A 13,365-nucleotide genomic window follows, 5' to 3' on the forward strand; every position below is an offset into this window, starting at 1 on the left:
AATAAAAAATATATGAAAAAAAGGTATTTAAAAGCCATAGAACTCTTAAAAAATAAACCTTTTAAAAACTCTTAATTCTTTAAATAAATAGCCAAATATCTTTATTTTATTAAATAAATAACAAATAGTCTTTAAAAAAAGCAAAGAAAGAAAATTTTCTTTAAAAGGTAAATAAAATATAAATTAGTCTTTAAAACAAAAATACAAGATAATTTAAAAGTTATTTAAAAAAATAACTAATTTTAAAAGAGTTTTTTATCTAAATTTTCTAAGAATTTTCTAAATTAGAAAATAATGAAAATATTAGTGTAAAAGTAATAATAATTAGAAAAAATTCCTTAAAAAAATAATTAGGGAATTGATAATTTCATAAAAGTAAAATAAGAAAAAATAAAGGATAAAATAAATGCTGAATAAAATGAAAAATTAAATGAAAAATTAAATGATAAAATAAAAGAATAAGAAAAGAATAAAAAATTAGATCTTATGACCAATCAGATAAGTTCCGGTTGTCTCATCAATATGAACCTTGATAAACTCACCTAATTCGACATCCTGAACAACTACTGGAATATATGAATCGGTTTTTGCAATGAAACCACCTTTGGAACCTTTACCAACAACCAATGCATTTAATTCCTTACCCTTTAGGCATTTGTTTTCCTCTTCAATAATTCCAAATTTATTATCGGATAAAATTTTGGATCTTCTTTTCATATCCTCAAATGGAATATTTGGAAGATCAGATGAACTTGCACCTTCCCTATGCTGATACTTTGATAAATGAATCAAATTGAATTTTATCTCTTCAATCAAATCTGCAGTCATCAAAAAGTCCTCTTCAGTTTCTGTAGGATAACCTATAATGATATCTGTAGCCAATGTAAGGTTTGGGATTTCCTCCTTAAACCTATAAACAATTTTCTTATAATCTTCAACAGTGTGATTCCTTCTCATATGCTTCAAGACTGCATCACTTCCAGATTGAATAGGCAAATGGATGAAATTGTATACCTTTTCCATCTTAAATGCATCAATTAGATTCTCAAGGTCATTTCCTATGTTTTTAGGGTGCATCATTCCAACACGAACTTTAAAGTCACCATCTAAACCAGCCACTTCCTTAATCAAGTCAGATAGCTTTTCACCAGTGTCCTTTCCAAATGCAGAAGTGTCTTGAGCTGTAAGCTCAATTTCTACGCAACCATCTTCAATAGCTTGTTTTGCTTCCTTTACAATATCCTCAATCGGATAACTGTTTAGATGGCCCCTTGCAAAGCGAGTGCAACAGTAACTGCAGGAACCTAAGCAACCTTCACATATTTGGATAACATGAACATATGGGTCCTGACGTATTTTAGGAACACAAACTTTAGGCTCATCTGAAAAGCCAAACTCTCTGGAAACTTCCCCACCAATAGCTGACTTGACAACATCAGCAGTCTTGTTCAATTGGTGAGGACCAATCCAAGAGCAGTTCGGTCCAATTGCATCAAGCTTTTTAGGATCCACTTCAACCATACATCCTGCAACAATGATTTCCTTATCTGGAAATTCCTCTTGAAGCTTTTTGATTCTATTTATCACCTTGCTTTCAGTAGGCAATTTTACATAACAGGTGTTTACGATGATTGCATCAGCTTCCTCTTGATTATCTACAATATCAATGGAATTGGCATTTAAAATACCTGCCATAATTTCAGAATCAGCTTGATTGAATGTGCATCCGTAAGTTTCTATAAATACTTTCATATTATCCTCTAAAAATAAAAATAGATTATATGGGATTGAATATATCATCCCAATAGAAAATTTTAAATTGTTTTAAATTGTCGTTAAATTAACTTTTATGTTTATTCAAAGGTTTTGCTTGAACAATGAATTTAGTCAAATCATAGTCATAATTATTGAACTTAACAGGTTTTGCATAAACCCTTTTAATTACTCTTGCCTTAGCATAACCCTTAGTGGTTTTTCTCTCTTCTGTCTTAATCACATGAACTCTTGCAATATACTTGTCAATTTTTAGAATATCATCAACAGCTATCTTGAAGTCACGTTCAGTTTCACATTTAAATGAAGCGACTTTTCCATGCAAATCTATTGAAACACCAAAACGTGCAGGAATCTCTTCAGAGGATGCCCAAATGGTTTTGACATCTTTTGCAATAGCTTTCTTAACTCTCTTTTCTCCTTCAAGCTCTAAAGAAGTGATCTTCACTTTTCCAAGCTCTGACATTAGGAAATCCCCAACAACAAGTTGTTCATCAGGGAATAAGTCAATGAATATCTTATGAGTATCTTCATGTTCACTAATGATTAATCTGAATGGTTTTGGGTTATCCTGAGAAATTCTTTCATTATAAACAGATCCGCATTCATCACATTTCAATAGGAATTCTCTAATTTCCTTATTTTTGCCTTTGATAAGCTTATTCTTTAAAATGACTGCTTCATCAGATCCGCAAACTGGACAAACCATATTTTCACCTCGTTATCTTCTGTTTTTTTTCATTAAAAACACAGCTAAAAATTTATCTAAAATTTGAAATCTCAATAAAAATAATAAATTAAAACATATTAATTTTTCATGACTTGAAAAATTAAGAAAATAATTAAAAATAGCTATGTCATTAATTTTAATTAATAAATTATTTTGATTATTATAATATTATAGATTAAGTTAATTATAAACTTATGTATTAATCATAATTAATTTTAAAAAAATTAATTTTAAAAGATCATTTCGATTTAAAAAAAATCATCACAAAAATATGAAATAATATAATTTTTCTAAAAAATCTTAAGTAAAAAATAAAAGAAAGATATATTTCAAAATGATATCCTTTAAAATAAATGTTTGATTGATTTAATAAATAGTTTACCAGAACAACACTGGTTTAAATATATCACCAATCAATTTAATTAAACTTATTCTTTTTCTTTTAAATAATGTTTAACTAGACCACCATCAGACAATATATTTATCATGAATTCTTCAAAAGCTTGGAATTCCACTTCAATGTTTTTAGTTTCATTGACAATGATTCCATGCTCCAAATCAACTGATACGATATCGCCATCATCTGCTTCAATGTCTGCAACCACAACAGGAAGACCTATGTTGATTGCATTTCTATAGAAGATACGTGCAAATGATTTTGCAATGATTGCTTCAACTCCTGCTGCCTTGATAGCCACTGGAGCCTGTTCCCTTGAAGAACCGCATCCGAAGTTTTCACCAGCAAGTATCAAGTCACCTTGCTTTACATTTTTGGTGAAATCCGCTCTTTCTCCTTCAAGAACATGTTCTGCCAAATCCTTTGGATTGAATGTTCTTAAATATCTTCCGGGAATGATGACATCTGTGTCAATGTTATCTCCAAAATTCCAAACCTTTCCTTTAATTTCAGCCATAGTATTCACTACATATATAAAAATTTAATAAAATTCAAAAAATAATTAAAAAAATAAAAAATAGTTACGATTTAGGATAACTATTTTTCAATTACATAACCATGGTTTTGTGCTTTGGTTACTTTTACCTTATCCTTACCTACAATCTCTTCAGCTGCCTTTACGATATCCTTATTGTCATCATCGAAGACAGTGTATAAGGTAGGGCCGAATGAACTGATACCAGTACCATAAGCTCCTGCATCGTCAAGCGCTTGCATAGTAGGCAAGTAATGTGGGTCTAAACTGTGTTCAAGTTTATTGAAACCAACTTTTTGAAGTTCCTTGATTGCCCAACCGAAGTTAACAATGTCCTTTTCAAGCAAGAATGGGAGCAAGTTCATTAAGATTAAATGTGAAACCTGTTCAACTTCAGTTTTTGGAATTGGACAGTATGTTTGGAAAACATTTACTTCCTGTTGGTCATGCATATGCTCTTCCACTTCAGGCATAGCAAGCAAGATGTTCCATTCTTCAGGGAACTCATATCTTGCAATCAATGTAGCAGGTTTTGCTTTAGATGCAGAAGATGGCAAGAATCCCGGCTTTTCTTCTAAACTGTGTCCCCCATCAACAATAAACCCGCCTAAGTCATGTGCAAAAGTACCAATACCAGAGGTTCCTCCTCTGCCGACCATAGTACTTAATTCTCTGCTTGTAAATTTAAGTCCTGCAGTTTCAGTCATTAAGTGAGCGGTACAAACTGCAATTTGAGTACCGGAACCTAATCCTGAATGAGCAGGGTATGCTTCTAAAACTTTAAAATGGAATCCAGATTCAATATCACAAATCTTTGCAATTTTTTCTGCAGCATTTGGAATCTTTTCTAAACATTCCTCTCTGGAATCCTCTCTAATGCCATCAGCAAATTCTAAGGTAAATCCTTTTTCATTGGTTTCTTCACTTTCTAAAACAAATTGTGGATCGCTAAGTGCGAGACCTATACCACCATCAATTCTCTTATATGACCCGTTTAAATCAATAAGAGACATATGTAATCTTGAAGGTGCTCTAATAATCATAATTTCACGACCATTTTTATACTATTCAATAATGGAAAAGATAAAAAATTTCAATTTATCCCATTAACTCCAAATATCAAATGTTATAATTTTAATTAAATTACAATATTTAACAAACTTAAATATTTCAATATTAATATATTAATTTTATTATATAAACTTATTGAAAAATTTTTATAAAAATGGCTTAAAATTAGAAAATAATGTAAGAAAAAATAGAAAAAAGACTAAAAATTGAAAAATTATAGAATAATAGAAAAAAATGAAATGAAATAAAAAAATATCCTAAAATATAAACCAAATGAAAGATATCCTAAAATAGAAACTAATTAAAAAATTATAAAAAAATAGAATGAAAATAGAAAAATAAAAGAATTTGATAAAAAAAGAAATGAATTTAATAAAAAAAGAAAAGAATTTAAAAAACAATGAAGATTATCTAATCTTCATCTTCCTCTTCTTTTCCAGTCTTGTCATTGAATTCAGTCATTTTCTGAGTTAATGGAACTGAGAATTCATCTTCAATGCCTTGTCTGTAAATGGAGTTCATGGTACAGAATGGAATGACTCTTCCATCAGGCACTGCATAGTGAATAACACAGTCTTTTACCCTATCAGTGTCGAAGTTGAATGGGTCCATGAAATGCATACATGAAATGAGTAATGAATTTACATGGAATTCACCTAAAGCATCATAAGATTGATCTTTAAAGATATCAAAAATAATCTTTTTCATATCCAATCCAGATGGTGCCTCTTCTTCCTTAAAGATTTTATTGAAGTTTTTAGTAGCACTAGCAAAAATTCTGGACTTGATTGCAAATGAACCGGATTCCAATTTTTCAGTGTATTTGTTTAAGAACACTAAGAACTTATCAATATCAATGAATCTTGTAATAGGAATGATTTTACCATCTTCAATGAATATGTAAGTAGCTGAACCGCAGTGTTGATGACAGTTTAAGGTTACTGGAGGTTCTTCATTTCTTAAAGCTCCAATAAATTCAGATACAGGTTGTACAGATGTAGCTGAATAGAAATCATCCTTGGAGATTTGACCTTCAGTTTGTTCATCAACTAAGTTCAAGAAGTCAGGAATTGTGATTCTTTGCTCTTCAACTTGGTCAGATGGAGTTCTTCCAGAGAATGATACAGGTTGGAAATTGACACCATGAATAATATCAATGTTTTCAATAGCAAATCTGATAATGTCTCCAACTTGCTGGTCATTAACACCTTTTACAACGGTAGGTACAATTACAACACCTAAACCTGCTTCTCTACATTTTTCAATTGCTTCCAATTTAACATCCAATAGGTTTTTGCTTCTTGCAATTAAATAAGGCTCTTCAGTAACACCATCAAATTGTAAGTAAACAGTGTTTAATCCTGCATCTTTTAATTCTTGAGCATAGCCTTCTTTTTTAGCAATTCTTATACCATTGGTAGCTATTTGAGTATGATTGAATCCTTCTTCCCTAGCCATTCTGATTAAATCAGGCAAATCTTTTCTTACAGTAGGTTCACCACCAGCATATTGAATAGCTGGTGCAGGAACAGGCTTTTCACTTCTTAAGTTCCTGAGCATTTGACGGATTTCATCTTGAGTAGGTTCAAATAATTTCTTGGAAGTTGCTGCATTAGCAAAACAGATAGGGCATTTCAAATTGCATCTGTTTGTCACATCAATTAATCCTAAAACTGTGTAAGATTCGTGCTCTGAACAAATACCACAATTTGAAGGACATTTTGCAACTTTTTCCACCATAGGATTTTCCAAGTCTTGAGTGATTGGGTCAACTTGATCAATTCTGTTGTATAACTCTGCATCACTCCAATAAGTATTATTAAACTCCCCATGTTCTGGACATTCTTTTTTAATCCAGACTCTTCCGTCCTCTTCATAGACCTCCGCATCTAAAGGCTTAAGGCATATAGGACATAAACTAGTTGTATTTTTAATATGCATCTTTTCACCACAATTGATTTTTTTAATCCATGATCTGTGTAAATATAATTCTTAAAGTTAGTATTCCTAAACAATAGTTTAATAAAAAGCTCATTACTAAAAATAGTAAACTGAACTAAGCTTTTAAAAAACTTACATTAACATGATATATTTAATATATCCTTTTTAATATTTAAACTTAATATATAAAATAGCATAAGAACTGAAAAAATGACAGATAAATAATTCAATGAAACACTGAATGATATGGCAAAAAATATAACCAGATAATGAAATCCATATTAAAGTTTTATAAATCAGTTTAAATAATATATAATTAAGAAAACATATTTTAAAGAATTTAGGTGCATGGCATGAAATTAAGTGAATGGATTAAAGCAAATAACATACCTAATAACAGAATTTTAAAAGTCCTTGAATATTACGAAAGCATAGACCCAATAACATTCAACGACCCAGAAGATGTCAAATCGGAAGTTGAGGAACACGGATTAAGATGGGTAGCAAACAAATATGGAGTTCGTGAAAAAGAGCTTAAGGAATATGGTTGGAGATTTAAGAAACGAGATGAGAAAGGTAAAAAAAGAGAGGAAACTCCAATCATTAAAACAAATGAGCAAAAGCCATTAGTTGATATTTTTGATGATGAATAATTTAAAAATAGAATAAATCATTAAGAAAGGTAATGATAGATTAAAAGTTAAAAAACAAAAATAGAAAAATAGTTAAAAAATAGAAAAAAGGACTTTAATACAGGACTAATAAACACAGAACTAATACCAAACATCCTTAATTCCAAGCAAATAAGCAATCATATTAGAGCCTAAATGCAAAATAAGAGTTAAAACAGCAACTATAATGAAAAATTCCCAGCTGATCTTAACGACCAATAAGCTTAAAATCAATGCACCTACTACGAAATCCAATTGGTCCATAATAGGAGCTGGCTCTCCACTTTGAAGGCCAATCCTTCTTTTTATGAAACTTCCAACTAAATCTCCTAACAATGCACCGAAAGCCATTAGGAATCCTAAGATTAAACCACCGGTTATGCTACCATAAACTGGAAGATCTATTATCCCACCAGTCAAGACACTTAAATCTCCATAAAAGGTACCGATAATTCCCAATACTCCACCAACAATGGTCCCAAGAATTGTACCATTTATTAGGCCTTTCCATGTTACACCATTACCAATAAGCCTACGCCCATCCTTGCATTCCTTTCCACCGTCAACTGGTGTTCCTCCACCGAATGCAAGACCGCTAAGGTTAGCGACATAAGCAGGTAGCATAAAATATATTGCACCTGCAACAGCAATCAGTAAATTAAAAATTTCAATTTCCATTATTTGCCTCAAAATAAAATAAATTCGTTATTTCTCATTTAAAACTATATTTTTAATTATTAATAAATTTAAGCATATAAACTTATGGGTAATTTATTGGGTATTGAGTCAACAATTATTTGTTCACTTAAAACCCATTTCACTTATTATTAATCAAATGATTATAGGAAGCCTCCAACAGCCTATAGGATCCTACAAATGCTAATGTTTTTGTATCTGTTTCAGGAATTTCATAAACGAATACAAGGGTTCCAGTTTCAACTAAAGGAGTGTCTACCTTTTTGATAGATGTACTTTTTGCAGGCCTTGTCTTATTTCTTTTATAATAGTTAAACCCAATATCACTTGTCACTTCTTCAGCCAAATCCACAGATGCATTATCCATTGTAGGGGTTGCTATATAATATCCTGCCCCATAGCTTGGCTCATGGTCATGACCTATAATGACTAAATCAGGATTTAATTTAGCCACATCGCTAACTACATAATCATGAACAAGGGACTCCCCATTGGCTCTGCCTCGATTAAAGTCCTCAGGAGAATCTGTTACCTTAACCTGATAGTTTATGACTTCCACATCACCATGAGAAAATGCGAAGGCTCTGCAAACTAGAGGGAGAATGAACTTATGAAGTTTTTCTCTTGAATGCATACCTGAAACAACTGCGATTTTCACAGTTGTATCCTCTGAATGAGTATAATTGACCTTAGTTACACTGCCTAAATTATTCTCACCTATAATTTCACTGCTGCCTTCAGTTAAAACGAAAAATCCTAAAATAACTGCGATAATAATTATTAAACTAATTATGATGATTCTAGCCTTTTTACCCATAATATCACGAAATTTAACTAAATGTAAAAAATTTATAAAGAAATTTATCTAGAAATTTAGCTAAGAATTTATAAAGAATTTATAAAGAATTTTAAGAATTTATTAAGAATTTAATCTAAATAATTTTTCATCATGATTGCAGTACCGATAGCTGGAGCTACTGTACACTCATCATCACTGTAAAAGTCCCCCATGGACTTTACATCAAGACCTAAGAGCTTAGCTGCTTCAGCACATAAAATGTCTTTTCCAAGACCAGTTACAATCACTTTATCCAATCCTTCCCTATCTGAAACTTCCTTAAGGCCTGCAGCTATTTGCTTAACCTGCTCCTTATGAATATAATCTGCCATTTCCTTAATGTCATCCATTGACAATATATCCAAATCTGCACAGACAACTCTTGAAATTCTTCTTGCAGATTCCTCTTTAGATTTACCTGCACCATCACAGGTAGCGCAAACATAATCCTCATCTTTAATCAAATCAAGGACATTATAAACATCAGCAGTTATTGCAAAAAGTTCTGAAGCAACCCTGTAGGTTTCTCCATTAAGGGGAATTGAATCTACAAAGCTTGTTAAATTGGTTCTTAATGTTCCTGTATAGACAAGCTCACCAGTAGAGGATCTTTCAAAATCGGTTCTGCCCTTAGCACATTCCTTTCCATCCTTGATTGGAATGATGTCTGTGGTTGTGCTTCCAGTATCTACAAAAATGCAATCCTTTTCAATTTCGGCAACAATGTGTGAAGTGGCAATCCAGTTTGCAGCTGCAACTTCAATAGGGTTTGCAATGAGTTCAGCAAGTGACAATACCTTATCTGTACCGATATACGCAACAGGACAGTCAAAGAGCTTTTCGCATGTGGTTGCAATATCCAACACTCCTTGTGCCTTTGTCTCAAAAGCATCAACTAACTCTGCAGTCATGGAAATTCCTACAGCATCTATCTCATCAACTGGACAAATCTTTTCTATCAAATCGTATAAGACATTTCCCAATCTCTCATTTTGAGACCACATAGGTAAGTATTCAAATACAGTTTGAATATCCTTTATTTCACCATTTTCATATTCCACAATTGCCAAATCGGTATTTGCACCACCGATATCAAAACCTGCTATTTTCACATTATCACCAAATAAGTATAATTTTCCCCTATTTTTTCCTAAAATTCATAATATTTGAAAACTAATTTTCATTATTATTTTCATTATTTATTTTTCCAATTTTATTTCTAAAATTCCATCATCATTCTTATAGAAGCTTGCTTTAGAACTATAAGTTATTTCGCCAATATTTTCAACACCTATCTTTTTATCAATCAAATCAATGATTGTTTTAGCAATATTGATGTTTATGATTTTTTGAAGTCCCACATAGGAAGTTGTGAATCTGGAGTTTATCTCCAAAAGATAAATGTAATCATCTTCAATTATAAAATCAATTCCTATAAAACCTTTTAGACCTGGAACATATTCACATGCCTTTTTTGCATAATCAAAGACCTTATCCTTAAGGGGATGCTCATAAGGAACATATCCTCCAAGATATTCTCCACCATTTTCATCGATTTCAACGATTTGCTTATTCAAGCTTATAGGAAGAGCTTCCTTGCCATCACTGATTAGACAGACACTGCAAACGTCACCTTCAATGTATGGCTGAACGATGAATCTGGAACCTTCACCATAAATTTCCTCCAAGTCATCAATATCCCTTTTAGATGCAATTATCTTGATATCATCACAATCCACACCAAAACGTGGCTTTGCAATGAGCTTGTTCTCTTTAACTACATCCCTATCTGAATTATCCAACACTGGAATGTCTTTAGGCTTTTGCATTATAGGAACTGCATTGTCATTGCTTCCATCACCATAATCCCCATTGATGGTGTCAAAGAAGATTTGAATAGCCCTTTTCCAATAGGTTTTCTTGTTCAAGAGAATATTATATGTCATTGGCTGAGGAATCCTATTCGCCAAATAATCAAAGGTTTCATATTTGTCAGATGCAAGGTTCACAGCAAAATGGTCACTGCCGTAAACCTTTATATCCTTGGATTCAAGCAATTTAGTTAAATTGTATAGGTTATTGTCATTTTCAGCAGCAATGAACATTGCCCTATCAAATACATAAGCTTCCCTTTCAATCCAATCGTCAAGAGCTTCTTCAATAACTACAGTTTTTATATCAAAGTCAAAGTCATCAAAGATGTTTTCAAACTGTTTTGCAAGCAAAACAAAAATGTCCTCATCCTTCAAATCAGTTACAAGTGATCTTATCAACTCTACAGCTTCTGAAACTATTGATAAATCTTCTACGCCAGAAGCAGTAAAGTATTCAAACACCAATATTGAATCATCATTCACATCTTTTAAATTAAGCATATTGCCACCTTAATTAGCATAATCCTCATAGATAATTGTTAATCCATTTAAATTCAAATCATCATAAGGGAATTTAATTTCTTCACCGTCAAAAGCAATCTTAATCAATGAATTGTTGTTTTTCTCAAACTCATTCACACTTATAGCCTCATCAATGACTTTCATCTTTCTTGTAAAGCTTGACATCACTTCATCAGGAGCTTCCATTTTTAAGTTATCATTTTTATCTGCATCTTCTATGATTTTAATCATTAGCTCTGCTGCATTTCCCATTCCATATGGGTTTTTAGCGGATTTCATCTTATTTGCAAACTCTTCATCATCCAAAATTCTTCTTGCATTTTCAAGTATGACTTCCTTATCGGAACCTACAAGGATGTTTCCACCTGCAGTTACGGTTTCAGGCCTTTCAGTATTGTACCTTAAGGTAAGTGCAGGTACATCAAGAGTGATCGCTTCCTCTTGAAGTCCTCCAGAATCTGTTAGGATAATTGTGGATTTTGAAATGAGAAGAAGGAAGTCAAGATAACCGACTGGTTTTATGATATGAACATGTTTGAGGTCATTTAATCTATCAAACAAGCCGAAGTTCTCCATTGTCTTCTTGGTTCTTGGATGAATTGGGAAGATGATGTTCATGTCATCAAGTTCCTCCAAAGCTTCTATGATATTTGTTAGTCTTTCCTTATCATCAACTGTCTCTGCCCTATGCATTGTTAGGGTAAGGATGTTTTCCATATTGTCAATATCAAGTTCAGCGAGACCCTCATCGTATTCCTCTATTTTTCTGCTTTTGGATATTTCAAGGTTTCTGAAACATGCATCCACTACAGTATTTCCAGTAATGAATATTCTTTTTCTTGAAATTCCTTCCATAGCAAGGTTAATTGCAGACTCTTCAGTTGGAACAAAGTATAGTTTGGAACATATGTCTGCAGCAAGCCTGTTGATTTCTTCGGGCATAGTCTCATCAAAAGAACGAAGCCCCGCTTCCACATGACCTACTGGAATGTGCAATTTGCTTGCAACAAGTGTACCTGCAAGCACTGCATTTGTATCTCCCTGTACAAGCAGGATATCAGGTTTTTCATCTAAGAGAACCTCTTCAATACCTTCCATCATTTTGCCAGTCTGCTTTCCATGTGAACCTGATCCAACATGAATGTTATAGTTAGGGGTAGGCAATTTCAAGTCAATGAAGAAATTTTCAGACATTTCCTTGTCATAGTGCTGACCAGTGTGAATCAAAAGCAATTGATGGCCTCTCTTTTCAATCTCATCCATGACGGAAGCCATTTTGATTATTTCAGGCCTTGTTCCAAGTACAATAGCTATTTTCATTTTTAAACATCCTATAAGTTAGTTGATAATTTAATTAAAATCGATTATTTGGTTTTGAAAAATTCTTTATTAATTTATATTATATAAAGTTATGTTCTTTAAATAATATATAGTTTAATTAATTTTTAATAAATATCTTTAAGTGATAGCAGTTTCCTTTAAAAAATATTAATTTAATTCATATTGGAAAAATAAAAAATGAAAAAATAAAAAATATATAATTAAAATGTTTAAATAATTATTGAGGGCAAATATGAACCAAGAACTGATCATAAACAATAAACACTATAAAAAGGCAGAAAATTTAGAATCATTAAACATGTTTAAGGGACAGCTCTATGAAACAATTGTCACCACGCAAAGTAATGACCAAGTTAAAAATGCTGCCCCAATAGGAGTTATCTGCAAGGATTCAAATCATGTTGTCATTCATTTGGACAATTGTGTTCACACCCATCTAAACATTATGGAAAATGGGGAATTGATTGTGAACATTACAAAAGACCCACTTATTTTTACTTATTCTACTCTTGGAGAACTGGAAGAAGAGTATTTTGGAGAGTTCAATGAATTCCCTATGATAAAGGACTCATTAGGATTCTTTAAGGCTCATGTTGTAAAGACAATAGAGAAGAAAAGAGAGAATGACTACAACAATGGAATTGGAAATGTAGTGACTTGTGAAGTGGAAGACATTTACATTAGTGATAATAACGAGATTGTTCCTTTAAACAGAGCTATGAATGCCGTTATAGAAAGCTTGGTTTATTACTGCAGATTTGACCATAAATATAAGGATAAACAGGATATCATTTGGACTCACATGAAAGAGCTTAATAGAGTCTGTCAAAAAGTTGGAAATGAAAAGGAAAAGAAATCCATGAAACTTATCATAGATAAATTAAAAGAGAATCATATTTATTTAGAATAATATCTAACAAATTTTTTAAAAAATGAATATAATTCAGAAAAAATTAATAAAAATAGCTAAAAAAAT

Annotated in this window: 12 protein-coding genes; 2 read left to right on the forward strand and 10 right to left on the reverse strand. The window is 31.8% G+C overall.

Annotation, left to right across the window (positions count from 1 at the left end; genetic code table 11):
- Positions 1-477: 477 nt before the first annotated feature.
- The 5 genes from QZU90_RS07505 to tes form a co-directional block, all read right to left on the reverse strand.
- Positions 478-1,752 carry a tRNA (N(6)-L-threonylcarbamoyladenosine(37)-C(2))-methylthiotransferase gene (locus QZU90_RS07505; RefSeq protein WP_296856453.1) on the reverse strand — a complete coding sequence of 425 codons (1,275 nt, stop codon included), beginning with the start codon at positions 1,750-1,752 and terminating at the stop codon, positions 478-480.
- An 88-nt stretch (positions 1,753-1,840) separates the two neighbouring features.
- A complete protein-coding gene (locus tag QZU90_RS07510) occupies positions 1,841-2,482 on the reverse strand; it encodes an HVO_0476 family zinc finger protein (protein WP_296856455.1) in 642 nt (213 codons plus the stop codon).
- 449 nt (positions 2,483-2,931) lie between these two features.
- Entirely contained in the window at positions 2,932-3,417 is a 486-nt protein-coding gene (gene hacB / locus QZU90_RS07515; RefSeq protein ID WP_295606313.1) for a homoaconitase small subunit, read from the reverse strand.
- An 80-nt stretch (positions 3,418-3,497) separates the two neighbouring features.
- Entirely contained in the window at positions 3,498-4,478 is a 981-nt protein-coding gene (locus tag QZU90_RS07520; protein WP_295606310.1) for a beta-ribofuranosylaminobenzene 5'-phosphate synthase, read from the reverse strand.
- A gap of 439 nt (positions 4,479-4,917) precedes the next feature.
- The gene (tes, locus tag QZU90_RS07525; protein ID WP_295606307.1) at positions 4,918-6,447 is read right to left on the reverse strand and encodes a tetraether lipid synthase Tes; all 1,530 of its coding nucleotides are present in this window, start codon (positions 6,445-6,447) and stop codon (positions 4,918-4,920) included.
- A 353-nt stretch (positions 6,448-6,800) separates the two neighbouring features.
- Between tes and QZU90_RS07530 the strand changes: the two genes are divergently transcribed.
- Entirely contained in the window at positions 6,801-7,100 is a 300-nt protein-coding gene (locus QZU90_RS07530; RefSeq protein WP_295606303.1) for a hypothetical protein, read from the forward strand.
- 120 nt (positions 7,101-7,220) lie between these two features.
- Here QZU90_RS07530 and QZU90_RS07535 read toward each other — a convergent pair whose 3' ends face one another.
- From QZU90_RS07535 to wecB, 5 genes are all read right to left on the reverse strand, one after another.
- Entirely contained in the window at positions 7,221-7,796 is a 576-nt protein-coding gene (locus QZU90_RS07535; RefSeq protein WP_295606300.1) for a CDP-2,3-bis-(O-geranylgeranyl)-sn-glycerol synthase, read from the reverse strand.
- Positions 7,797-7,935: 139 nt separating this feature from the next.
- The gene (locus tag QZU90_RS07540) at positions 7,936-8,631 is read right to left on the reverse strand and encodes a hypothetical protein (RefSeq protein WP_295606297.1); all 696 of its coding nucleotides are present in this window, start codon (positions 8,629-8,631) and stop codon (positions 7,936-7,938) included.
- A 110-nt stretch (positions 8,632-8,741) separates the two neighbouring features.
- Positions 8,742-9,764, reverse strand: a complete 1,023-nt coding sequence (locus QZU90_RS07545; RefSeq protein WP_296856458.1) for a hydantoinase/oxoprolinase family protein — start codon at positions 9,762-9,764, stop codon at positions 8,742-8,744.
- 87 nt (positions 9,765-9,851) lie between these two features.
- A complete protein-coding gene (locus QZU90_RS07550) occupies positions 9,852-11,027 on the reverse strand; it encodes an ATP-grasp domain-containing protein (RefSeq protein ID WP_295606292.1) in 1,176 nt (391 codons plus the stop codon).
- Positions 11,028-11,036: 9 nt separating this feature from the next.
- Entirely contained in the window at positions 11,037-12,368 is a 1,332-nt protein-coding gene (gene wecB / locus QZU90_RS07555) for a non-hydrolyzing UDP-N-acetylglucosamine 2-epimerase (protein WP_296856461.1), read from the reverse strand.
- A 253-nt stretch (positions 12,369-12,621) separates the two neighbouring features.
- Between wecB and QZU90_RS07560 the strand changes: the two genes are divergently transcribed.
- Positions 12,622-13,299 carry a DUF447 domain-containing protein gene (locus QZU90_RS07560; protein WP_295606286.1) on the forward strand — a complete coding sequence of 226 codons (678 nt, stop codon included), beginning with the start codon at positions 12,622-12,624 and terminating at the stop codon, positions 13,297-13,299.
- Positions 13,300-13,365: the final 66 nt, after the last annotated feature.

The sequence above is a fragment of the uncultured Methanobrevibacter sp. genome, assembly GCF_902784195.1.
In the GTDB taxonomy this organism is placed as follows: Archaea; Methanobacteriota; Methanobacteria; order Methanobacteriales; family Methanobacteriaceae; genus Methanobrevibacter.